Raw genomic sequence first — 20,870 nt, forward strand, 5'->3', positions numbered from 1 at the left:
CGCCTTCCCTCGCCGTTGGGCACAGGGTAGCGACTGCGGGTGTCAGCTCTTGAGCCGTCCGGTGAACTCGGCCACCGGACCGTGCGGTTCGCGGTGGACGCCTGCTGCGAGGAGGAGTTCGGTGCGGTGGACCAGTCGGGGCTCGACCAGGGGGACGACGACCGCCCCGGGGCAGCCGTCCGTCGCGGGGCGCGGCAGGAGGGCGAGACCGTGCCCGGCGGCGGCGAGGGCGGTGAGGGTGCCGGTGTCGGTGCCCTCGTAGCGCAGGGCGGCGCGGAAGCCGTGCCCGGCGGGGCCGCCGTGGACGGTCCGGAGCCGGTCGAGGGGGATGCCGGCGGCGGGCGCGTCCAGCCAGCGGGCGTCGACGAGGTCGGCGAGGCGGAGTCCGGGGCGGGCGGCGAGCGGGTGGCGGGCGGGCAGGACGACGACGAGCGGCTCTTCGGCGACGCCGGTGGCGGTGAGCGGGGCGACGTCGGGGAGCGGAAGCGGATCGCTGGGCGCGACGACCCCCTCGACGAGTCCGGCGTCGGCTTCGCCGGTGGCGACGGCGGCGGGCACCAGGTCGCGGGGCAGCGCGCGCAGGGTGACCGCGGTGGTGGGCAGGGCGGCAAGGGTCCTCGGGGTGAGTGCCAGGGGGGAGGCGGCGATGCTCAGGGCGGTCCGGGGTGCGGCGGCGAACCGGTCGAGGTCGGCACGGGCCGCGTCCAGGCGGAGCAGGAGCGGCCGTGCGTGTTCGAGGAGCCGCTCGCCCGCCGGTGTGGGGGCGACGGGGCGCCGGGTGAGCAGCGGGAGTCCGAGGTCGGCCTCCAGGGCGGCGATGTGCTGGGACACCGCGGACTGGGTGTAACCGAGTTCCCGCGCGGCTGCGGAGAAGGACGCGAGTCGGGTGACGGTGACGTAGGTGCGCAGGAGGTGCGGGTCCATGCCGGGTCGGCCGCTCAGGACCCGTCGGGGGCGGTGAGGAGGGCGCGGGCGTAGTGGGCGAGGGACCGGTTGTAGCGGGGCAGTAGCGGTGCGAGGGCGCCGAGGGCGAGGGCGGTGGCCTCCCGGTCCCGGCCGGTGTCGGCGAGGGCGAGGGCGAGGAAGGCGTCGACGGCTCCGGAGAGCGCCCGCTCGTCGGCGTCGAGCCGGTCCTCGGGGAGGGCGCGCTCGGCGGTGAGGAGTTCGACGCTGCGGTCGGGGCGCCCGAGGTTGCGCAGGCTGCTGGCGAGCTGGATGACGGCCCGGCGGCGGCGCAGTCCGGTGAGGCCGAGGTCGAGGGCGCGCCGGTAGAGGGTGACGGCTTCCTCGGGCATTCCGGTGGAGTCGTGGGCGGCGCCCCGTTCGAAGACGGCGGCTGCGTCGTCGGCGGACCGTTCGGCGGCGAGCTCGGCGACGCGGGCGCGGAAGTCCGCGGGCTCGTGGTCGTCGAGGTGCTCCCAGAGGGCGGCGATCCGGGACTCCCAGTCGCGATCGTTCGTCATGCGCGTCACCCTATCGAGATCGACATCAGCATGCGTGATGGAAGGTGCAGGAATCATCATTGGACGTGAACGGGGAGTGCCCCCAGCATGGTGGCCATGAGCGCTGACGCACCCCCTCCGCACGTCCCCCGGATCGCCCTGATCGGCGACCGTTCCCCGCACGTCCGCTCGCACGTCCGGGTCCCGGCGGTCCTGGATTCCCTCGCCGAGCGGGACGGCCTGGTCCTGGACGCGTACTGGGTCCCGACCCCCGATGCGGAGGCTCCGGGGGCGGTGGAGGGCTTCGACGCGGTGTGGGTGCTGCCGGGCAGCCCGTACGCGAGCGAGGCGGGTGCGCTCTCCGTGATCCGCACGGCCCGCGAGGGCGGCATTCCGCTCCTCGGCAGCTGCGGCGGCTTCCAGCACGTCCTGATCGAGTACGCGCGGAACGTCTGCGGTCTGGAGCGGGCGGCGCACGCCGAGGCCGATCCGGCGGCGGACCCCGCCGACCTGCTGATCGCACCGCTCGCCTGCTCGCTCGTGGGCCACGAGGGCGTCGTACGGGTCGACGCCGATTCGCTCGCCGGCGCGGCACTCGGCGCGGAACGGACGACCGAGCGCTACCACTGCGCCTACGGCCCGGACGGGCGCCATCTGGACACCCTTCGGAGCCACGGTCTCCGCTTCACCGGCACCGACGAGGAGGGTGGGGTCAGGATCGCGGAACTCCCCTCGCACCCCTTCTTCCTGGCCACCCTCTTCCAGCCGGAGCTGTCCGGCGACGGCACCCGCCCGCATCCGCTGATCCGCGCACTGGCGACGGCGGCGACGCGGCACGCGGGCGGCGCCGTCCGCGGAACCGGCGGGCCGGCGGCGCCCGCCGCCGGAGTCGACCTCATCCGATGCCGAAGTACGTCTTGACGCCTCCGAGCATGAGCTGGATCCCGATCGTGGCGACGACGAGGCCACCGAACCGCGTCATGAGGGCCGTGGTCTGGGGAGACGGGTTCATCCGGTCGGCCAGGAGCAGGTGTCCCACCGGAATCAGCGCCACGGTGATACCCACCGCGATGAGCGCCGCGATCGGACCGGACCAACCGCTGCCGGAGGAGGAGATCGTGATGACCGCCGTGATGGCGCCCGGACCCGCCATGAAGGGAATGGCGTAGGGCACCACGATCGACTCCTCGGCCGACTTCGGTCCGGGATCCTGGTGCGCACGGGCTCCTCCCTGCGCACGCGTGGGCGCACCGCCGAAGAGCATCTCGAAGCCCATCAGGGCGAGCACCAGACCACCGGCGATTCCGAAGGCCCCCAGGTCGATGCCGACCAGATCGAGCAGTTCCTTGCCCACCAGGGCCGCCCCGCCCAGCGTGACCGCGATGGTCGTCATGATCCGGCCGACGTACTCGCGCCGCCGCTCGGGCTCGTCCTCGGTGAGCAGCCGGAAGAAGACGCCGCGGAGGAAGGGGTCGACCAGGAACACCAAGGAGATCGTTGCCTGGACCGTGAGCTCCACCGTGCTCATGCATCCCTCCCGCAGAGTGACGGAGCGGCTGTCGTCGGGCGCACCGTGCCCACGGCGCCGGCCGGCCTCCCCATCGTCCCGCCGGCCGTGCCCCCGCGCGACCGGACCGCGACGGCAGGGGGCTCCATCGGCCGGGGGCTTCCGGGGGCCGTCGGGACGGCCCCCCTTCAGTCCATCCTCACGATCCGATGCGCACGGTCCCTGCCGCGGGCCACCAGGCGGGCGTTGGCCTCGTCGGAATCGCGGACCCAGCGTTCGGCACGGTCCCGGTCCTTGCCGAAGCGGACGTGCCGCTCGACGAGCCGGGGGACCCTGCGGCGGGCGTCCAGATCCAGGTACCAGGCCTCGTCGAGGAGGGGCAGGACGGCGGCCCAGGCGCCCCGGTCGTGCAGCAGGTAGTTGCCCTCGGTGACGACGAGCGGGACCTCGGGCCCCACCGGCACCGCCCCGGCGACCGGCTCCTCCAAGGAGCGGTCGAACGCGGGCGCGTAGACGGTGGTGCCGGGGACGGGGGTGCGCAGTCGGGCGAGGAGCGCCACGTATCCGGCGGCGTCGAAGGTGTCCGGCGCGCCCTTCCGACCGGCCCGGTCGAGTCGCTCCAGCTCGACTCCCGCGAGGTGGAAGCCGTCCATCGGCACGAGGACCGCGAGCCCGTCGAGGCGGGCGACGAGCCGTGCGGCGAGCGTGGACTTCCCGGCTCCGGGCGCACCCGCCAGCCCGAGGATCCGCCGGGTTCCGGGCACGGCGAGTTCCCGGGCGCGAGCGGCGAGCCGGTCGAACTCCCGTGCGTCCATGCGGGGCATTGTCGCACCCGGAGCCGGAGCCGGAGCCCGGCAGCGGGACCGGCCACGGGTCCGGGCCACGGCGCGCCCGGCACCCGCACGACGCTCGACCGCACCGCCCCCGGCGGGCGGAGCACGACCCCGTGGCCGTCCGGCGCCAGCGGCCCGACGGACCGGAGCGGTTTCCTCCACGAGAGGCGGGGACCCTCGGCCGACCCCTCTCCCCTCCCTCCCCCGGACCCTCGTTCGCACCCTCCATCCGGCGAGGGTCGAAGTCGCGACGACGCGGGTCGACACGGATGGATTCCTGCTTCTTGCCCGTATTACGTTGGGGCAATGTCGTCCATCGCACTCGTCACCCTCGTCGTCCGTGACTACGACGAGGCCATCGCCTTCTACACCGACGCCCTCGGCTTCGACCTGGTCGAGGACACCGACCGCGGCGACGGAAGCCGCTGGGTCGTCGTCCGTCCGCGTGGCGCAGCGGGCGTCGGCGGCCTGGGCAACGCGGGCCTGCTCCTGGCCCGCGCCAAGAACCCCGAGCAGGAGGCCTCGGTCGGCAACCAGACGGGCGGCCGGGTCGGGTTCTTCCTCCACACCGAGGACTTCGCCCGGGACCACGCCCGCATGGCGGAGGCCGGGGTGACGTTCTTGGAGGAGCCGCGCCACGAACCGTACGGCTCGGTCGTCGTCTTCGAGGACCTCTACGGAAACCGCTGGGACCTGCTCCAGCCGGCGGCGTAGCACCGCTGGACCGCCCGGTTCCAACGGACCGCTCGATTCCGCCGGCTCCGGCCCTCGGAAACCGTGTGCCAGGATGCGTGCACCTGCCATCCGTCTTCGCGAGGAGCGTCCGCCATGAGCAGCACCCCCTCCGGCTACCTCTCCGGACTCTTCTCCCTCGAAGGGCGCACGGCCCTGGTCACGGGCGGCAGTTCCGGCATCGGCCGGGCCGTCGCGGGTGCCCTGGCCCGGGCCGGGGCGAGCGTGGTGGTCCTGGCCCGCAAGGAGGCCGGACTCATCGCGACCGTCGACACGCTGACGGCCGACGGGTGCCGTGCGGCCTGGGTGAGCGCCGACCTGAGCACCCGCGAGGGCATCAAGGCGGGCGCGGAGGCGGCCGCGGCCGTCTTCGGCGAGCCGGACGTCCTGGTGAACTCGGCCGGGATCAACCTCCGTCCGCCGTTCGGCGAGCTGGGCGAGGAGGTGTGGGACACGACCATGACCGTGAACCTGGAGGCGCCGTTCCTCCTCGGGCAGCGGTTCGGTCCCGGGATGGCCGAGCGGGGCTTCGGGCGGATCATCCACGTCACGTCCCAGCAGGCGCACCGCGCGTTCGTCCAGAGCGGGGCGTACGGGGTGTCCAAGGGCGCCCTGGAGTCACTCGCCCGTTCTCAGGCCGAGGCCTGGTCCCCGTACGGCGTCACCGCCAACACCCTGGTCCCCGGCTTCGTGATGACCCCGCTCAACCGGCGGCTCTCCTCCGACCCGGAGAAGGTCGCCGCCCTGGCCTCGCGCACGATGGTCGGGCGCAACGGCCTGGCGGAGGACTTCGCGGGCGCTGCCGTCTTCCTGGCGAGCGCCTCCTCGGCGTACGTGACGGGCCAGTCCCTCTTCGTGGACGGCGGGTTCTCCGTCCACTAGCGCATCGGGCGACGTTCGCCCTGCTCACGACGGCGCGAGGGCGCTCGTCTTGGGCATGTTCGTTCCGCCAGATGACGGAGCAGCAGATCGTGCTGCCCTGCTCCTTGTGGCTGGCGTGGTCGGTGCCGTCGAGGGTGAAGTGGCGCAGGGCCGTGAACCGAGCCTCGATCCGGTTCAGCCACGAGGGGTTCCGGTCGGGGTGCAGGCGACTTCAGCGTTGTTCGCCTCGGCCCGGGCGGCCACCCGGCCGCACCGCTTCGCAATCAGGTGCGGCACGTGGTCGTCACGCACGATCGCGATGCGTTTCCCCATGGGGCGCAGGGAACGCAGGCAACGGCAGAACTCCGGGAACCTCGGGCTTCCATGGAATCTGTCATGTCAAAACAATGACCATTTGGGCAGTTCCATCGTCCACTCTCGCTGCTCTGCGGTATCCGGGACAGCGAGCCCGCGGGCCCGTTCGATCTGCTGCCAGGAGGTGTCGGGATCGGCGCCGTTGAGGATGAGGAGTGCGGCGGCGAGGAGGGATGAGCGTCCGATGCCGGCTCGGCAGTGAGTGACGACGTGTGCGCCTTCGTGCAGCTGTTCGGCGAGTCCGTGCAGGGTGGGCAGGACCGTGGTGCGGTCGGGGACGGTGCGGTCGGGGATGGGTACGGCGACGAACTGCAGCCCGGTCGTAACGGCTGTCCCGGGTTCGTCTGCGAGGCCGAGTTCGTCGAGTTCGGTTCCTGTGAGCGCGCAGACCAGGATGTCGACGCCGCAGTCCTTCAGGGCGGTCATCTCGTCCCCGAGCCAGTCGTTGCCGCGGGGTCTGGCCATCGTGCTCAGTCGCCCCGGAACGAGGCCGCGCTCGTGCCCGCCACGGTGTCGGCGGCCGGGCGTGTGGCGTCCCTGGCCGACCGGGTCGGAGTCGCGCCGGCCTACGGTGTTCCGCGATTCTCCACGCGCACACGTTGAGCCACGTGATCATTCTGGATGCCCGAGCCGTTTCTGGCGGCCGATCGCAGCCCACGGCTCCTATGCTTCGAGCATGGATCGTTCTGAGGACGTCCAGCCCGCGTTCTGGGACGCCGGCAGCGACTACGGGGTGCAACAGCCACTGACCGACCAGGCCGTGCGGGACGCGGAGTGGCTGCTCGACGTCACGCTCCCGGGCTCCCTGCTCGCTCTGTTGCGCGTTCGGAACGGAGGCCTGGTGACAGGCGCTCGGAACGCTTTTCGAACAGACGGACCGACCTCCTGGAGCGAGGACCACGTTCCGTTCGACCATGTGGTGGGCATCGGGCACCGCGAAAGCACGGTCTCGCTGCTCGACGGTCCCTACCTGGTCGAGGAATGGGGTCTGCCCTCGCCCGTCGTGCTCCTCTCGGGCGACGGGCCTTGTTGGATCGCGCTGGACTACCGGGGGTGCGGTCGACACGAGGAACCCTCAGTCGGGTGGTTCGACGCCGACTTCGGCGTGGAGTTGGCCCTCGCCGCGGACTTCGGCTCCTTCGTCGAGGGCCTCACTTCCGCCAGCAGCTTCGACTGAAGCGCCACCGGGACACGTGCGGCTGACCTCGCAAGTGGCAGGACCGTTCCCGCCCGCGTCAGGGCGGGGCAGGGCAGGCGTTGTCTGGTGCGGCACTCGGACGGGCCCGTCAGACCGGGGTCGCCACCCAGCGCGCGAAGGCGGCGGCGCAGGCCTCCAGGGCCTTCGCCGTGGGTCCTGACGTCGCCGACGGCGCGGCCGACAGCATCAGGGCGGAGGGCTCGGTCCCGCACCCCACCGTCACGTCACAGGTCACCGTCGACGACGGGCCCTCCGTGCCGGGCGGGGCGGACACCGTCAGGGTCAGCGCGCAGGACCCCGGCCTGGCCCCGGTCCCCTCGATGCGGGCGGTCATCGCCTCGACGAGCGGCTCGGCGTTGGCCTCGAGCGCTCCCGGGCGCAGCGGGAACTCCTCGTCCACGGCCACGACGCCGACTCCCCGAAGGGTGGTGGCCCGCAGGTGCACGGCACGGGCGCTGAACACGCCCGTGCCGTGCAGGACGTAGATGGCGACGAGCGCGGCCCGCACCGCCGCACCGAGATCGTGCGCCTGGCCGGGCAGCGCGTGGTGGTGGCGGGGCGGGCGGAGCCGTGCCGGGGCGAGGCCGTGGGCGAGCGCCGTCAGGCCGTCGTGGGCGGTCTCGCCGAGCAGCCAGGGGCCACCGGGGCCCAGCATCAGGAGCCGACCGTGCTCGTCGACCGCGAGCGGCGCGTCCGTGTCCGTGCGGCCGAAGGGGAAGAGCCGCACGCCGAGGGAATCGGCGAGCCGGTTCAGATGGGGGACGTCGTGGCGGGCCTCGCGGGGGTCGACGACGCCGCCGATGGCGGCGACCTGCTGTCCGCCGGAAGCGACGGGCAGGACGGTGAGGCCGTGGAACTCGCGCAGGGCCCGCTCGGCCGCGGGGAAGGGCTCCGCGCCGACGGTCGCCATGACAAGGACCGCGAGCATGGCGGCGTCCCCGGCGTCGCGCCCCGGTCGCCAGCCCGCGTCCGTCAGTGCGCCGGTCACGTCCGGTCGTGGAGGACCGTGACGCCCAGACGGTCGAGGAGAGCCGTGCAGGAGCGGCAGACGTCTGCCTCGGTGCCGTGCTCGGGGTCGCCGTGCGGGCGGATCTTGCGGGCAACGACCGCCGCGCCCGCGAAGTGCGGGACGGCCTCGTCAAGGGTGGCGGCGCGGCCGTCGCCGCGGTGTCGGTCAAAGCCGAAGAGCTCGTCGGAGATGAGCGCGGATTCGGCGCAGTAACCGACGAAGGGTTCGCGCAGGGCCGGTGGGAGTCCGTCGAAGAACTCCCGCACGGCGGGGTGGAGTCGTGGCTCGTCGTCACCGGCGAGGTTGGTGTGGCTGGTGATGGTTCCGTGGATGAGCAGCGAGGCCGCCGTACCGGGGATCAGGTCAGACAAAGTAGTCCTCCGCGTCCTGCATGGGGGCGTGGGCGAGGGCGATCATGGCCTCGTACTTGTCGGCGCCCATGTAGTAGGCGCCGGTGTGGTGCAGGTAGAAGAACCGGCCGCGCTCGTCGATGAGCACCGGCGACCCCTCCGAGCCGTCGAGACCGACCGGAAAGAGCCGCACGCCGAGGTCGCGGCTCAGTTCGGCGACCTCGGCCGGCGTGGACCGGTAACCGAGGTACGGGGTGAAGTAGAGGTGGTCCTCCCGTGCGGCGTCGATGGTGAGACGCAGCCCGCCGTGTTCGGCGAGGAAGGAGGTGGCGGCGGCGAGGGGCTCCACCGGAAATCCCGCCTCCCGGTACTGCCCGGCGATCTCCTCGACCATCGCCGGTACGGTCTCGGCCACGTCCCGCCCGGGGAACCAGCCGTTGTCCCGGAACCAGACGTCGACGTCCTCGGGGGTGTTCAACTGCGGCATGTGCGCTCCTTATCCTGCGTACGCCGTGACGCCGGCCATGTCCATGGCTATCGCGCAGGACCGGCACGGCGGCTTGTACTCGCCGTGGCCGAGGGGATGCGGTTTGATCTGCTCACCGATCTGCACGCTGTAGACCTGCGACCCCTTCATGGCGTCGCGGACCTGGTCGGCCGAGGTGATCCCGGTGCCGTGGGGGTCCATCTGCCGGAGCCGGTCCGAGACCAGGTTGGCCTCTGCACATTTTCCATGACCTGCGCCGGGGAAGCCGCCCTCGGCCTTGATCCGCTGGTCGACCTGATCGTAGATCGACTGCATCGCCGGATGCAGGTCGGGGGTCTTCTGACCGGCGCCCTTGGTGGTGCTGGAGTGGCTGGTGACGACCCCGTCGTGGAGGAGGCTGCCGGAGCAGGAGCCGTCGAGCAGGTTCGTGCCGGGCGGGAAGTGCGTCTTGGCGAGGTCGATCTGGTGCTTGGGGTCGTCCGGGTTGTTCGGGTCGGCCTTGCGCGCCTTGTCCGCGAGGTCCCGGGCCTCCTGGACGAGGGCTTCGCGCTGCTGCTCGGGCGTGAGGTGACTGACGTCGAGCGGATCGGTGCGGTGGTGCCTCATGTTTCCGGCCGAGCTGCCGTGCCAGGGCGGGGCCGGGGTGATGCGCCTGCCACCGGGGTCGCCCCCGGAGCCGGAACCGCCGTTCCCACCGCCGTTCCCACCGCCGCCACCGCCACCACCACCGGTGCCGCCGCCCTTGCCGTTGTCGTGGTCGCCCTTGCGCTGGCGGGCGAAGCGGTCACGGAGGCCGTCGTCGGTGTTCTTGTGGTCGACGGAGATCTGCTTGACGACCTTGGGCAGCGTCTGGCCGACGTGGTCGCCCATCGACTTCGCGGCCTTGCCCAGGGCCTCCATCGCCTTGTCGGCGATCGGGTCGATCGCGTCGGCGATGGAGTCACGCCCCCGGGTCCGGCCGTGCGCGGTCTTCGCCTTCGTGAGTTTGCCCGTCGTCTTGCCGTGGATCCTCACGCTGACGCCGTCGAGCTGGGTGGACGCGCGGGTGTGCTCGGCGTGCTCGATGTGCAGGTCCTTCAGGCCACTGCCCTTCGAGCCCCCTCCGCCACCACCGGCCGAAGCCAGGTGCAGGGCGTCCTTGCCGGACTGCACCCCGTCCTTGAACCCGTCCTTGCCCGCTTTCCCGGTCTGATCGAGGTCCACCCCGTCCTGCAGGCCGATCGCCATCGCACCCAACTGCACGACCAGGTCCGCCGCCATGCCCTCCAGGGCCGCCACCGCCGGCTCGGTCATCGCCGCCACGACGTATCCGACGGCCTCCTCCACGCACTCCTTGATCAGCCGCTTGATCACCTCCTGGGTGGCCCGCATGGCCCCCGCGCCGATCAGCGCGGACAGACCACCGGTGACGGGGATCAAGGAGAGCGCGATGCCCGCCTCGGAAGCGAGGTAGCCGAGCTGCACCACCGCCGCGAGCTTCATCGCCTCGATCGCACCGGCTGCCGTGTCCAGGCCGCCAGCGATCGTGCGGGCCGCACCCGCGATGTCCTTGAAGTGCTTGCCCCTGACCTTCTCCCAGTGCTCGCCCAGCGCGTCCATCGACTCGCCCTGTCCCGAGGACAGCAAGCGCTCGAAGTGGTTGTTCGCGAGCTGGCCGTCGTCCTCCAGGTCGTCCGCGAACTCCCGCAGCGCGTCCGCCATCTCGCGGTACGCGTCCTCGTCGACGTTCGGCCAGGCCACACCGATCAGATCCAGCAGGGTGTCGGCCCAGTCCGGAACCGTGACAGCCATGTCCGCCCCCCGATGCAGACCGTTTGCAATCCACAACAGTCATACCACGGGGGGCGGCTGACGAGCCGTCCGGTTCAGCCCTCCTCGGACTCCAGACGCAGCGAGATCGAGTTGATGCAGTAGCGCTGGTCCGTCGGGGTCGGGTAGCCCTCGCCCTCGAAGACATGGCCCAGGTGGGAGCCGCAGCGGGCGCAGCGGACCTCGGTGCGGACCATGCCGTGGGAGGTGTCCGCGAGCAGCTCGACGGCGGAGCTGTCCTTCGGGTCGTAGAAGGACGGCCAGCCACAGTGCGACTCGAACTTCTCGCTCGACGTGAAGAGCTCCGCACCGCAGGCACGGCAGGAGTAGACGCCCTTCGTCTTGGTGTCGGTGTACTCACCCCGGAACGCGGGCTCGGTGCCGGCCAGCCGGAGCACCTGGTACTCCGAAGGGGTCAGCTCGGCCTGCCACTCCTCGTCCGACTTCTCGACCTCGTACGCCATCGTTCGTCCACTCCCTCAGTTCGACAGACGGGCGAGGATCTTCGGACCGAGGTCCGTGACGTCGCCCGCACCCATGGTGAGAACGAGGTCGCCCGGTCCGGCCATTCCCGCGATGACGTCGGGAACCGCGTCCTTGTCGTGGACGGGGGTCACATCGGCGCCGGCGGCGCGCGCCGCGGCGATGATCAGCTCGCTGGTGATGCCGGGGATCGGGTCCTCACGGGCCGGGTAGATGTCGAGGACCACGGAGGCGTCCGCGAGGGCCAGCGCGTCTCCCATCTCCTTGCCCAGCTCCTGGGTGCGGGAGAAGAGGTGCGGCTGGAAGACCACGAGGAGGCGGGCGGCCCCGGCGGCGCCGCGCATGGCCTCCAGGTCGGCGGTCATCTCGGTGGGGTGGTGCGCGTACGAGTCGATGACCTGGACGCCCTTGGCCTCACCCTTGAGCTGGAGGCGGCGGCCGACCCCGGTGTAGGCGGTCAGCGCCCGGGCGAGCTCGGCCGGGTCGATGCCGACGCGGGCGCCGGCGGCAAGGGCCGCGGCGGCGTTGTGGGCGTAGTGGCGACCGGGGACGGAGACGGTGAAGGTGTGCTCGACGCCGTCGAGGAGGACCGTCACCTCGCTCTTCATCCCGTTCGGGACGATCTTCAGGATGCGGGCGTCGGAGTCCTCGGACTCGCCGACCGTGACGACCTCCAGGCCCTCGCGGTCCGCGACGCGGCGGGCCAGCTCGCGGGCGCCCGCGTGCTCGCCGACGACCAGGGTGCCGCCGGGGCGGATCTTGGCGGTGAAGGCCTCGAAGGACTCGTAGATCTCGTCCATGGAGGCGTAGTTCGCGTGGTGGTCCAGCTCGACGTTGAGGACGATCGCGACCTCGGGGTCGTACTTCTGGAAGCTGCGGTCGCTTTCGTCGGCCTCGGCGACGAAGACCTCTCCGGAGCCGTGCCGGGCGTTCGTGCCGGGGCCCGCGAGATCGCCGCCGATGGCGTACGAGGGGTCGAGGCCGAGTTCGGTGAGGGCGACGGCCAGCATGGAGGTGGTGGTCGTCTTGCCGTGCGTGCCGGCGACGGCGATCGCGCGCAGGCCGTCCATGAGGGAGGCGAGCGCGTCGGAGCGGTGCACCACGGGGACGCCGAGCTCGGCGGCGCGGGCCAGCTCCGGGTTGTCGGCGCGGATGGCGCTGGAGACGACGACGGCGGAGGCGTCGTCGGCGAGGTGCTCGGCGGCGTGGCCGATGTGCACCGTGGCGCCGAGGGCGCGCAGCGACTCGGCGGTCGCGGACTCCTTGGCGTCGCTGCCGGCGACCTTGGCGCCGCGCTGGGCGAGGATCTTCGCGATGCCCGACATTCCGGCACCGCCGATGCCGATGAAGTGCGGCCGTTCCATGGCGGCAGGGATGGCGGGTGCCATGCGGATCTCTCCCCGGGGTGCGTGGTTCTGGAAGGTCCCAGCCTAGTGGTTCCGGCCGGTCCCCCGGCGGGCGGCGGGTCCGTGGCCACGCCCCCGGCGAGCGGCGGGTCCGTGGCCGTTCCCCCTGCACGGGGCGCGGCCACGGACCGGCCGGTCAGCTCGCCGTCATGCGGCGGTCACTCGCTGTGTGCGAAGAGCTTGAGGACGGGTACGCCGACCTTGTGGCGGGCCCGGGAGGCCCAGTCCCGGTGGAAGAACTCCTCCACGTAGTGCGGGGCGGTGAGCACGATGACCTCGTCCGCCTCGGACTCCTCGACCACCGCCTTCATCTTGTCGAGCGGATGGTCCTCGACCACCTGGCCGACCGCCTGGCAGCCTGCGTCCCTCAGCGCCTGGAGCGAAGCCTCCAGGGCCAGCTCGGCGGGGCCCCTGGCCTCTCTGCCCTCCGGTTCGTCGCCCTCGCGGGTCGCTTCCTTCAGTTCGCCCATGGCGACGTCGTCGATGGCACGCAGCAGTACATCGGCCTGGTCACCGCGCGGCTGCATCAGGACGATGAAGGACACGCCCTCGTCGCCGTGCAGCGTGGTGACGAATTCCACGTCGACGGACGTCAGGGGCTTCTCGATCATCAGAACGCTTGTGAACACCTCAGGAGCCCTTCTGCGGAAACCATCCTTCCCCGTGCTGGCACGGGGTCTGCGACAGTAAGTGTGCCCAGCGGACGGTAAGCGGAACGACAAATTCCGCCGATTGTCAGATCCGACGGTAGCGGGTGAAGAGGAAGCCGTCCTGCTCCAGCACGGAAGCCACCTGGAAGCGTGTCGGAACGGCCACCGAAGGGCCTCCGGCGATCCGCTGCGCATCGCCCGCGGTCATGGTGGGCGAGATCGTCAGGCAGAGCTCGTCGAGGACGCCGGCCGCCACGAACTGCCCCAGCAGGCGGGGGCCGCCCTCGGTCAGCTGACGGCGCAACCCCCGTTCCGCGAGCACCGCCACCGCCCGGGCCGGCGCCACCCGGGCCCCGTCCCCCGCGAACAGCACCACCGCACCCGCCTCCCGGGCCTCCCGGATCCGCTCGACGGGAGCACCGGAGCCGGTGAGGACCAGGGTCGGCACCAGCGGCTCGGTGAAGAGGGGCAGCGAGAAGTCCAGGTCGAGGGAGGCGCTGACGACGGCGATCACGGGGGCCGGCCCCTGCCCCGCGGCGGCACGGCGGGCGGCGAAGGCCTCCCGGGCGCGAGCAGGGCGGTACCCCTCAAGGCGAACCGTTTCCGCACCCACCACGACCACATCGGCCAGCCCGCGTAGGACTCCGAAGACCCGCATGTCCGTCTCGGAGGAGAGCGGCTGGGAGCGCCCCTCGTGCTGACCGGCGCCGTCGAGCGAGGACACCATGTTGGCCCGCAGCCACGGAGCGTCACCCTCGGGGTAGGCGTAGGCGTCGGCGAGCGCATCCAGGGACCACTCCCCGGCCCCGGGGGCGGGACGGGCGACTCCGGCAGCGGCCGGGGAGGCCGTCTCGGGAGCAGCCCCCTCGACGGCGTCCAGGGCTGTCATGTCCGTCACAGGAAACAGTCGTCGCATCCTGGCAGTCTGGCACGGCGCTTACAGTGGGGAACTGTGTCGACCCGTACCCTCACCGAAGCGGCTTCCCCCGAAGCGGCCCCGCTCTCGCTCTGCTCCCGAGAGCCCCACGTGCCCGCCGACCGTCTCGTCGCGGAGATGGTGCCGCCCCCGCGCTTCGACTCCGTGCGCTTCGACACCTACCTCCCCGACCCCAACCAGCCGAGCCAGACGGAGGCGGTGGAGGTCCTCGCCTCCTTCGCCGAGGGCCTCGGCGGCGCGCACGCCACCGGCTCCGGGAGGCGGCGTTGGTTCGCGAGGAAGCCGGCCGCCCCGAGCGGCCCGCGCGGGGTCTACCTGGACGGGGGGTACGGCGTGGGCAAGACCCACCTGCTCGCCTCGCTCTGGCACGCGACCCCGGCGGAGCCGGCCCTGAAGGCGTTCGGCACCTTCGTCGAGCTGACCAACCTGGTCGGCGCGCTCGGCTTCCAGCAGACCGTCCGGACGCTCAGCGGACACCGCCTCCTCTGCATCGACGAGTTCGAACTGGACGACCCGGGCGACACCGTCCTCGTCTCCAGTCTCCTCAGCAAGCTGGTGGAGGCGGGCGTGGCGCTCGCCGCCACCTCCAACACGCTCCCCGGCAGGCTCGGCGAGGGCCGTTTCGCCGCCGCCGACTTCCTCCGCGAGATCCAGGGCCTCTCCGCCCACTTCCGGCCGTTGCGCATCGACGGCGAGGACTACCGCCACCGCGGCCTGCCCGAAGCCCCCGCACCCCACTCCGACCAGGTGGTCACACAGACGGCGTACGCGACGCCGGGTGCCTCCCTGGACGACTTCCCGCACCTGCTCGCCCACCTGGCCAAGGTCCACCCGAGCCGGTACGGCGCCCTCACCGACGAGCTCAGCGCCGTCTGCCTGACCGACGTCCAGCCGGTCCCGGACCAGTCGACGGCACTGCGGCTCGTCGTGCTCGCCGACCGGTTGTACGACCGCGAGATACCCGTGCTCGCCTCCGGACTGCCCTTCGACCGGCTCTTCAGCGACGACATGCTGAACGGCGGCTACCGCAAGAAGTACTTCCGGGCGATCTCCCGGCTCACCGCGCTCGCCCGCGACGCGAAGGGGCTCGTCGCGCAGTAGCTTGGGGCCGTACCCGATCGAAAGGGATCCACCATGGCCACCGTGCGTCACGCCCACACCGTCTGGCAGGGCGACCTGCTCAAGGGGTCGGGCGTCGTCACCCTCGACTCCTCCGGTCTCGGTTCGTACGACGTCTCCTGGCCGGCCCGCGCCGAGGAGCCGAACGGCAGGACGAGCCCCGAGGAGCTCATCGCGGCGGCGCACTCCTCCTGCTTCTCCATGGCCTTCTCGAACGCCCTGGCCAAGGCCGATGCCCCGTCGATCCGACTGGAAACCAAGGCGGACGTCACCTTCCAGCCGGGCCAGGGCATCACCGGGGTCCACCTCACCGTGCGCGGCGAGGTACCCGGCATGGACGAGGACCAGTTCAAGGCGCTGGCCGAGGACGCGAAGAAGAACTGCCCGGTCAGCCAGGCCCTCACGGGCACGACCATCACCCTCACCGCCGAACTGGCCTGACGTCGGGCCAGCGGGCGCGCCACACGGGGCCGTTGCGGCCCGCATGGTTCGTCCCCGCCACCGTGCGTGGTACACACATGCGGGTCACGCGTCACATCTGCCCTGTCCTCCCCCGTGGCCTCGGGCACGGGGGTACCCCCACAGGAAGTGGGTTGTTGCCCCATGTCCGCAACACGACGTCAACTCCTCTCCCGTGCCGGTGCGTCCGTCGCCGGCATCGCCTTCGCCGGGTCCGTCTCCGAACTCTTCGCCGGCACCGCCTCGGCCGCCCCACCGGCCCGGGGCGGCTACGGTCCCCTCGTCCCCGACCCGGCGGGCCTCCTCGACCTTCCGGCCGGCTTCCGCTACCGGGTCCTCTCCCGGGAGGGCGATCCGCTCCGCTCCGGCGAGGGGCCCGTCCCCAGCAACCACGACGGCATGGGCGCGTTCGCCGGCCGTCGCGGCCGGGTGCACCTCGTCCGCAACCACGAGAACCGGGTCACCGCGGAGATCGGCGTCCCCGGCGTGCCCGGTCTGACCTACGACCCGGGGGGCAAGGGCGGCTGCACGGTCCTCGAACTCGACGGCCGCAACGACGTCCTCGGCGAGCGGGTCGCCATCGCCGGCACGGCCGTCAACTGCGCGGGCGGCCCCACACCGTGGAACACCTGGCTGACCTGTGAGGAAACCGAGGACCGCGCCGGCACCAACGGCTATGCCAAGGACCACGGCTTCGTCTTCGAGGTCGACGGTGCCGACCCCCGGCGCACCGGAGCCGTCCCCCTCACCGCGATGGGACGCTTCCAGCACGAGGCGGTCGCCGTCGACCCCGGGACCGGCGTCGTCTACGAGACGGAGGACGCCTTCGAGCATCCCTTCGGGCTCTTCTACCGCTTCCTCCCCCGCCGTCCGCTCGGCGGCACCGGCTCGCTGCGCGCCGGCGGCTCCCTGGAGGCCATGCGGGTGCCCGGCGTGCCCGACCTCTCGGTCGTCCAGGAGCCCGGGACCCGCTTCGACCGCATCGAGTGGGTGCCCGTACCCGACCCGCTGGCGGCCGGGACCCCCGTCCGGCACCAGGACTTCGGCCCCCGGGGCATCACCCACGCCCAGAAGCTGGAGGGCTGCTACTGGGGAGGACGGGCCGTCCACTTCGTGTCCTCCTTCGCACGGTCCAAGGACGGCTCGGCGGCCACGCACTTCGGCCAGGTGTGGAAGTACGAGCCGCGCGGGCGCCGGCTGACCCTCGTCGTGGTCTTCGGTCCGAGCACCGACGTACAGCTCCCCGGCGAGTCACCGGACAACATCTGTCTGGCGCCGACCGGGGGGCTGATGGTCTGCGAGGACGGCGGTGGCGCACAGCACGTCTTCGGGGTGGGGGCGGATGCCGAGGTGTACGCGGTCGCCCGGAACGCACAGGCGCTGACACCGACCGCTGCCGCGGCGGACGCACCGGAGTGGGGCGAGTTCGCGGGCGTCACCTTCTCCCCCGACCGGAGCACGATGTACGTCAACTGCTACGTGCCCGGCACGACGTTCGCGGTGACGGGCCCGTGGCGCTGAGCCGACCGCACCGGGCTGCTGCCGGAGGGCACCGCCGGCGCTTCCCCGCCCGGTCCCGTACCGCCACGGGCAGCAGCCCCACCGGCGCCACACCGACCGCCTCCGCCCGGGCCCCGTTCCTCCACCACCACGCACCCGGCAGACGCACGAGTGCGGGTTGCGGGGTTCCGGCGGAGGATCGGGGGAGGAGCAGCGGCACGGCGGGAGGAACCCGGGGTGGCTAAGAAGAGCGACGAGAAGGAGCGGAAGGGGCCGGAACCCTCGCTGCGCGAGGTCCTGCGGCTTCCCGCCGGCGAGCGGATCGACCTCGCCTCGTACGGCACCAGGGCGACCCCGGCCGGCCCCGACGACAAGGCGGCGGGACTGGCGGCCACCGCCGCGCTGGGTCCGTACCTCGCCGCCCTCCAGGAACGCCTGTACGCGGCGAGCACCGCCGGCGACCGCCGGCGCCTGCTCCTCGTCCTGCAGGGCATGGACACCAGCGGCAAGGGCGGCACGGTCAAGCACGTCATCGGCCTCTTCAACCCGTCGGGCTGCCGCATCCGGGCCTTCAAGGCCCCGACGCCGGAGGAGCAGGGCCACCCGTTCCTCTGGCGGATCACGAAGGCGCTCCCCGAGCCGGGCGAGATCGGCATCTTCGACCGCTCCCACTACGAGGACGTCCTCATCGCCCGGGTCCGCGACCTGGCCCCCCGCCCCGAGATCGACCGCCGCTACGGGCAGATCAACCGCTTCGAGGAGTCCCTCGCCGAGGACGGGGTGACCATCGTCAAGGTCTTCCTCCACCTCTCGTACGAGGAACAGCGCGCCCGGCTCCTGGAGCGCCTGGACAACCCGGAGAAGCACTGGAAGTTCGCCCCGGGCGACATCGAGGAACGCACCCGCTGGCCGGCGTACCGCAAGGCCTACGAGCTGGCGCTGGAGCGCTGCGCGACGGACGGGGCACCGTGGCACCTGGTCCCGGCGGACCGCAAGTGGTACCGCAACTGGGCGATCAGCAAGCTGCTGCTCGAACACCTGGAGGCACTGGACCCGAAGTACCCGGCGGGGGACTTCGACGTGGACGAGTGCCGACGGAGGCTCATGGTCTCGTGAGCGGCGCGGCACGGACGCGAACGGGTGCCGCCCGGCGCATGGACTCGACGGTGGCTGCTGCCAGGTCACGAGCATTTAGCACTTTGATCGGATAACTTCCGGTCGTGATCAATTCTGTACGGAAAATGGCGACGCTGGGACTTCTGGGCGCCGCCCTCGTCGGCTGTGGCAGCGGCACCACCGAGAACCCGGCACCACGGACGCACACCACCGTCGCCGGCACCCCCTCGCCCAAGGCCAGTGCTGCCGCAGCCGGCCCCAAGCCCGCACGGCTCCCCGCCGCCCCGCCCACCCTGGCCCCCGGAGCCGACGGCCTCACCCGGGTGTACACCCACCGTGCGAAGAGCACCGAGAAGGTCGTCGCGCTCACCTTCGACGCCGACATGACGGCGGACCAGGGCCCCCGGGCCGCTCGCGGCGAACGCTTCGACAACCCCGGGCTGATCGCGACCCTGCGCGGACTCGAGGTGGACGCGACGGTCTTCATGACGGGCCGCTGGGCCGAGGAGTACCCCGACCAGGCCAAGTCCATCGGGAACGATCCCCGCTTCGAGATCGCCAACCACTCGTACAGCCACTACGCCTTCGCGTCCCCCTGCTACGGTCTCCCGACCGTCGCCCCGCCGGACATGGCGGCCGACGTGCAGCGCGCCTTCGACGCCTTCCGGGACGCCGGGGCCGTCAACGTCGTCCCGTACTTCCGCTTCCCCGGCGGCTGCTACGACGACGCCGCCCTGCGCTCCCTCGCCCCCGCCGGAGTCACCGCGATCCAGTGGGACGTGGTCAGCGGGGACGCCTTCGCCGAGGACGCGGACGCCGTCGCCCAGCAGGTCCTCGACGGGGTGAAGCCCGGCTCGCTCGTCGTCATGCACTGCACCCGCAGCGCCGCACCCACGACCGAGCGGGCGGTTCGCCGGATCGTCCCGGAGCTCCGGGCCCGCGGCTACCGCTTCGTGAAGGTCTCGGAACTCATGGGCAGCTGAGGCGCACGGACCCGGCCGGCACCGCGGACCGGCTCACTCCAGACGCGCCGTGGCACGGCAGGCGAACACCGCCGTCGCCCCCGCGAGCAGCAGTGAGCCCGCACAGGCGAGCCAGGGCGGGTCGGCGGTCGTCACACGGGCCCCCGTGACCAGGGCGGTCATGGCGTGCTTCGCCGGGGAACCGGTGGTCACGAACGCGAGCAGCGAACCGAGCACGAGGGCCGTCACCGACCAGCCGGGGGGCCCGAGGAAGGGGCGGGCGGTCAGCGCACCGACGACGGCACCCGTCAAGGCGCAGGTCAGCGCCGCGAGCAGTCCGGTGACGAGGGCGGCGGGGGCCGGGACCCCGCGCCGGTCGCCGAGGGCCGTCACCCCGAGGACGGCAACCGCACCGACCAGGACCGGCCATGCGGCCCCCACGAGGAGCGCGGCGAGGTGTGCGCGCGCCCGCCCGGCCGCCGCTGCGACCACGCTCCGGGCGGCGGGGGGTTCTTGGGTGAGGCAGATCCGCACGGCCCAGGCGGTCACCGGAAGCAGGGCGGCAGCGGTGAAGCCGAGTGCACCCAGCACCGGTTCGCCCGCCCGGACGCCGACGCCGACGAACGCCGCGTACAGGAGCAGCGGGGCCAGCCAGCGTTGGGAGCGGAGCAGCAGACCCGACTGGTAGCGCAGCAGCGCCGTCATGCCCGTACGCCTCCGGTGTCGAGGTGGTGGATGTGCCAGGAAGCGGCGAGGAGCACCCCCAGAAGGGCGTCGGAGTGCTCCGCGTCCACGGTGAGGACGGTGGTGCCGTCGGGTCCCGGAGCGGTCGTCGGATCACCGGGCAGCCGCACGGGCAGCGTCCGGCCGCCGGAGGCCCGGATGCTGACGGAGGGTCCGGGAGCGGGAACGGCGGGGGCCGGGAGGGCGGGGTCGGGACCGTGCGGATCGGACGGCCGCCCTTCCGGCGGCCGGTTCCGCCCCGCGGGCCCCGGTGCGGCGCCCGCTTCGCCCCGGACTCCCGGCACGCTCCGCACCCGCCCTCGCACCACTCCGTACACCACGTCCGCCTCGCCCTCCAGACGGCGCGGGTCGTGGTCGACGAAGACCACCGTCGTGCCCGCCGCGAGGCGTTCGCGCACGGCAGCGTCCAGGACGGTGCGGGCGTCGGGATCGAGCCCCGTCCAGGCCTCGTCGAGGACCAACAGCGCCGGATCCGCAAGGAGCGCCTGGGCCACGGCCACCTTCTGGCTGGTGCCCTTGGAGAGTTCGGCAAGTGCCGTTCCGGCGTGCGTGCCGACGGCGAAGCGCTCCAACCACTCCCCCGCCCGGGTCCGTGCGGCGGCCCGGTCGAGACCCTGGACGCGCCCGAGGTGGACCAGGTAGTCGACGGCGGTGAACGGCAGTGCGGCGGGAAAGCGCTCGGGGACGTAGGCCGTACGGGCCGGGCGGCCGGTGACGCGGCCCTCGCCGGGCGCATCGATCCCGGCGAACAGTCTGAGCAGCGTGGACTTGCCGCTGCCGTTGGCGCCCACGACCCGGACGAGAGCAGCGGTCGGCAGCTCCAACGACACCTCCCGCAGCACCCAACGCCCGCGCGGCCCGTGTCGTCGTCCGACCCGTTCCAGTCTCACG

At 72.5% G+C, this 20,870-nt stretch carries 22 protein-coding genes and 3 pseudogenes; 9 read left to right on the forward strand and 16 right to left on the reverse strand.

The window, feature by feature from the left end:
• Nucleotides 1-42: 42 nt before the first annotated feature.
• A complete protein-coding gene (locus ACFW2Y_RS03995; RefSeq protein ID WP_384873139.1) occupies nt 43-924 on the reverse strand; it encodes a LysR family transcriptional regulator in 882 nt (293 codons plus the stop codon).
• Between the two features lie 14 nt (nt 925-938).
• On the reverse strand, nt 939-1,463 hold the full coding sequence (locus tag ACFW2Y_RS04000) for a tetratricopeptide repeat protein (RefSeq protein WP_384873142.1): 525 nt from the start codon (nt 1,461-1,463) through the stop codon (nt 939-941).
• Nucleotides 1,464-1,559: 96 nt separating this feature from the next.
• Between ACFW2Y_RS04000 and ACFW2Y_RS04005 the strand changes: the two genes are divergently transcribed.
• Entirely contained in the window at nt 1,560-2,363 is an 804-nt protein-coding gene (locus ACFW2Y_RS04005) for a hypothetical protein (protein ID WP_384873145.1), read from the forward strand.
• Here ACFW2Y_RS04005 and ACFW2Y_RS04010 read toward each other — a convergent pair.
• Both ACFW2Y_RS04010 and ACFW2Y_RS04015 read right to left on the reverse strand, forming a co-directional pair.
• Nucleotides 2,338-2,970 carry a MarC family protein gene (locus tag ACFW2Y_RS04010; RefSeq protein ID WP_384873148.1) on the reverse strand — a complete coding sequence of 211 codons (633 nt, stop codon included), beginning with the start codon at nt 2,968-2,970 and terminating at the stop codon, nt 2,338-2,340. The two genes, ACFW2Y_RS04005 and ACFW2Y_RS04010, sit on opposite strands and share 26 nt — an antisense overlap.
• Nucleotides 2,971-3,137: 167 nt before the next feature.
• Complete coding sequence (locus ACFW2Y_RS04015) at nt 3,138-3,773, reverse strand: nucleoside/nucleotide kinase family protein (protein WP_384873150.1); 636 nt, start codon at nt 3,771-3,773, stop codon at nt 3,138-3,140.
• A 315-nt stretch (nt 3,774-4,088) separates the two neighbouring features.
• Here ACFW2Y_RS04015 and ACFW2Y_RS04020 point away from each other — a divergent pair, with 315 nt between their 5' ends.
• Complete coding sequence (locus ACFW2Y_RS04020; protein WP_384873153.1) at nt 4,089-4,496, forward strand: VOC family protein; 408 nt, start codon at nt 4,089-4,091, stop codon at nt 4,494-4,496.
• Between the two features lie 114 nt (nt 4,497-4,610).
• Complete coding sequence (locus tag ACFW2Y_RS04025) at nt 4,611-5,396, forward strand: SDR family NAD(P)-dependent oxidoreductase (RefSeq protein WP_384873156.1); 786 nt, start codon at nt 4,611-4,613, stop codon at nt 5,394-5,396.
• 7 nt (nt 5,397-5,403) lie between these two features.
• Here ACFW2Y_RS04025 and ACFW2Y_RS04030 read toward each other — a convergent pair.
• Together ACFW2Y_RS04030 and ACFW2Y_RS04035 are read right to left on the reverse strand one after the other, a co-directional pair.
• Nucleotides 5,404-5,750 (reverse strand): annotated as a pseudogene (locus ACFW2Y_RS04030) (transposase); the annotation flags it as partial.
• 24 nt (nt 5,751-5,774) lie between these two features.
• Nucleotides 5,775-6,227, reverse strand: a pseudogene (locus ACFW2Y_RS04035) (tyrosine protein phosphatase); the annotation flags it as partial.
• Nucleotides 6,228-6,426: 199 nt separating this feature from the next.
• Here ACFW2Y_RS04035 and ACFW2Y_RS04040 point away from each other — a divergent pair.
• Nucleotides 6,427-6,927 (forward strand): SMI1/KNR4 family protein, encoded by a 501-nt coding sequence (locus ACFW2Y_RS04040; RefSeq protein ID WP_384873159.1) that lies wholly within the window; start codon nt 6,427-6,429, stop codon nt 6,925-6,927.
• Between the two features lie 109 nt (nt 6,928-7,036).
• On the opposite strand, the gene ACFW2Y_RS04045 is transcribed toward ACFW2Y_RS04040, so the two are convergent.
• The 8 genes and pseudogenes from ACFW2Y_RS04045 to ACFW2Y_RS04080 form a co-directional block, all read right to left on the reverse strand.
• Complete coding sequence (locus ACFW2Y_RS04045; protein WP_384873162.1) at nt 7,037-7,936, reverse strand: SUKH-3 domain-containing protein; 900 nt, start codon at nt 7,934-7,936, stop codon at nt 7,037-7,039.
• Nucleotides 7,933-8,328: a YwqJ-related putative deaminase gene (locus ACFW2Y_RS04050; protein ID WP_384873165.1), complete on the reverse strand. Its 396-nt coding sequence runs from the start codon at nt 8,326-8,328 to the stop codon at nt 7,933-7,935. Before ACFW2Y_RS04050 ends, ACFW2Y_RS04045 begins: the two co-directional genes overlap by 4 nt.
• On the reverse strand, nt 8,321-8,794 hold the full coding sequence (locus ACFW2Y_RS04055) for an SUKH-3 domain-containing protein (protein WP_384873168.1): 474 nt from the start codon (nt 8,792-8,794) through the stop codon (nt 8,321-8,323). The genes ACFW2Y_RS04050 and ACFW2Y_RS04055 overlap by 8 nt, the downstream gene beginning before the upstream one ends.
• A gap of 63 nt (nt 8,795-8,857) precedes the next feature.
• A pseudogene (locus tag ACFW2Y_RS04060) lies at nt 8,858-10,585 on the reverse strand (YwqJ-related putative deaminase); the annotation flags it as partial.
• Nucleotides 10,586-10,659: 74 nt separating this feature from the next.
• A complete protein-coding gene (gene msrB / locus ACFW2Y_RS04065; protein ID WP_384873171.1) occupies nt 10,660-11,067 on the reverse strand; it encodes a peptide-methionine (R)-S-oxide reductase MsrB in 408 nt (135 codons plus the stop codon).
• Nucleotides 11,068-11,082: 15 nt separating this feature from the next.
• Nucleotides 11,083-12,474 (reverse strand): UDP-N-acetylmuramate--L-alanine ligase, encoded by a 1,392-nt coding sequence (murC, locus tag ACFW2Y_RS04070; RefSeq protein ID WP_384873174.1) that lies wholly within the window; start codon nt 12,472-12,474, stop codon nt 11,083-11,085.
• 176 nt (nt 12,475-12,650) lie between these two features.
• Nucleotides 12,651-13,121 carry an indole-3-glycerol phosphate synthase gene (locus ACFW2Y_RS04075; protein WP_384873176.1) on the reverse strand — a complete coding sequence of 157 codons (471 nt, stop codon included), beginning with the start codon at nt 13,119-13,121 and terminating at the stop codon, nt 12,651-12,653.
• A 106-nt stretch (nt 13,122-13,227) separates the two neighbouring features.
• Nucleotides 13,228-14,058: a pyrimidine reductase family protein gene (locus ACFW2Y_RS04080; RefSeq protein WP_384873179.1), complete on the reverse strand. Its 831-nt coding sequence runs from the start codon at nt 14,056-14,058 to the stop codon at nt 13,228-13,230.
• A 36-nt stretch (nt 14,059-14,094) separates the two neighbouring features.
• Here ACFW2Y_RS04080 and zapE point away from each other — a divergent pair, with 36 nt between their 5' ends.
• From zapE to ACFW2Y_RS04105, 5 genes are all read left to right on the forward strand, one after another.
• A complete protein-coding gene (gene zapE, locus ACFW2Y_RS04085) occupies nt 14,095-15,180 on the forward strand; it encodes a cell division protein ZapE (protein ID WP_384873182.1) in 1,086 nt (361 codons plus the stop codon).
• Between the two features lie 33 nt (nt 15,181-15,213).
• A complete protein-coding gene (locus ACFW2Y_RS04090; protein WP_384873184.1) occupies nt 15,214-15,639 on the forward strand; it encodes an OsmC family protein in 426 nt (141 codons plus the stop codon).
• A 162-nt stretch (nt 15,640-15,801) separates the two neighbouring features.
• Nucleotides 15,802-17,178: an alkaline phosphatase PhoX gene (locus ACFW2Y_RS04095; RefSeq protein ID WP_384873187.1), complete on the forward strand. Its 1,377-nt coding sequence runs from the start codon at nt 15,802-15,804 to the stop codon at nt 17,176-17,178.
• 216 nt (nt 17,179-17,394) lie between these two features.
• Nucleotides 17,395-18,273, forward strand: coding sequence for a PPK2 family polyphosphate kinase (locus ACFW2Y_RS04100; protein ID WP_384873190.1), 879 nt, complete (start codon nt 17,395-17,397; stop codon nt 18,271-18,273).
• Between the two features lie 125 nt (nt 18,274-18,398).
• Nucleotides 18,399-19,256, forward strand: coding sequence for a polysaccharide deacetylase family protein (locus tag ACFW2Y_RS04105; protein ID WP_384873226.1), 858 nt, complete (start codon nt 18,399-18,401; stop codon nt 19,254-19,256).
• A 33-nt stretch (nt 19,257-19,289) separates the two neighbouring features.
• Here ACFW2Y_RS04105 and ACFW2Y_RS04110 read toward each other — a convergent pair whose 3' ends face one another.
• Together ACFW2Y_RS04110 and ACFW2Y_RS04115 are read right to left on the reverse strand one after the other, a co-directional pair.
• Nucleotides 19,290-19,940 carry an ABC transporter gene (locus ACFW2Y_RS04110; RefSeq protein ID WP_384873193.1) on the reverse strand — a complete coding sequence of 217 codons (651 nt, stop codon included), beginning with the start codon at nt 19,938-19,940 and terminating at the stop codon, nt 19,290-19,292.
• A complete protein-coding gene (locus ACFW2Y_RS04115; RefSeq protein ID WP_384873196.1) occupies nt 19,937-20,869 on the reverse strand; it encodes an ATP-binding cassette domain-containing protein in 933 nt (310 codons plus the stop codon). Before ACFW2Y_RS04115 ends, ACFW2Y_RS04110 begins: the two co-directional genes overlap by 4 nt.
• Between the last annotated feature and the right edge of the window lies 1 nt (nt 20,870).

The organism is Streptomyces sp. NPDC058877 (genome assembly GCF_042742855.1).
In the GTDB taxonomy this organism is placed as follows: domain Bacteria; phylum Actinomycetota; class Actinomycetes; order Streptomycetales; family Streptomycetaceae; genus Streptomyces.

Coding starts and splice junctions, on each gene's coding strand:
- ACFW2Y_RS04110 (WP_384873193.1), bottom strand. CDS start 19,940: ATGACGGCGCTGCTGCGCTACCAGTCGGGTCTGCTGCTCCGCTCCCAA.
- ACFW2Y_RS04005 (WP_384873145.1), top strand. CDS start 1,560: ATGAGCGCTGACGCACCCCCTCCGCACGTCCCCCGGATCGCCCTGATC.
- ACFW2Y_RS04080 (WP_384873179.1), bottom strand. CDS start 14,058: ATGCGACGACTGTTTCCTGTGACGGACATGACAGCCCTGGACGCCGTC.
- ACFW2Y_RS04020 (WP_384873153.1), top strand. CDS start 4,089: ATGTCGTCCATCGCACTCGTCACCCTCGTCGTCCGTGACTACGACGAG.
- ACFW2Y_RS04105 (WP_384873226.1), top strand. CDS start 18,399: ATGGCGACGCTGGGACTTCTGGGCGCCGCCCTCGTCGGCTGTGGCAGC.
- ACFW2Y_RS04000 (WP_384873142.1), bottom strand. CDS start 1,463: ATGACGAACGATCGCGACTGGGAGTCCCGGATCGCCGCCCTCTGGGAG.
- ACFW2Y_RS04055 (WP_384873168.1), bottom strand. CDS start 8,794: ATGCCGCAGTTGAACACCCCCGAGGACGTCGACGTCTGGTTCCGGGAC.
- ACFW2Y_RS04010 (WP_384873148.1), bottom strand. CDS start 2,970: ATGAGCACGGTGGAGCTCACGGTCCAGGCAACGATCTCCTTGGTGTTC.
- ACFW2Y_RS03995 (WP_384873139.1), bottom strand. CDS start 924: ATGGACCCGCACCTCCTGCGCACCTACGTCACCGTCACCCGACTCGCG.
- ACFW2Y_RS04095 (WP_384873187.1), top strand. CDS start 15,802: ATGTCCGCAACACGACGTCAACTCCTCTCCCGTGCCGGTGCGTCCGTC.
- msrB (WP_384873171.1), bottom strand. CDS start 11,067: ATGGCGTACGAGGTCGAGAAGTCGGACGAGGAGTGGCAGGCCGAGCTG.
- ACFW2Y_RS04015 (WP_384873150.1), bottom strand. CDS start 3,773: ATGCCCCGCATGGACGCACGGGAGTTCGACCGGCTCGCCGCTCGCGCC.
- ACFW2Y_RS04040 (WP_384873159.1), top strand. CDS start 6,427: ATGGATCGTTCTGAGGACGTCCAGCCCGCGTTCTGGGACGCCGGCAGC.
- murC (WP_384873174.1), bottom strand. CDS start 12,474: ATGGCACCCGCCATCCCTGCCGCCATGGAACGGCCGCACTTCATCGGC.
- ACFW2Y_RS04090 (WP_384873184.1), top strand. CDS start 15,214: ATGGCCACCGTGCGTCACGCCCACACCGTCTGGCAGGGCGACCTGCTC.
- ACFW2Y_RS04025 (WP_384873156.1), top strand. CDS start 4,611: ATGAGCAGCACCCCCTCCGGCTACCTCTCCGGACTCTTCTCCCTCGAA.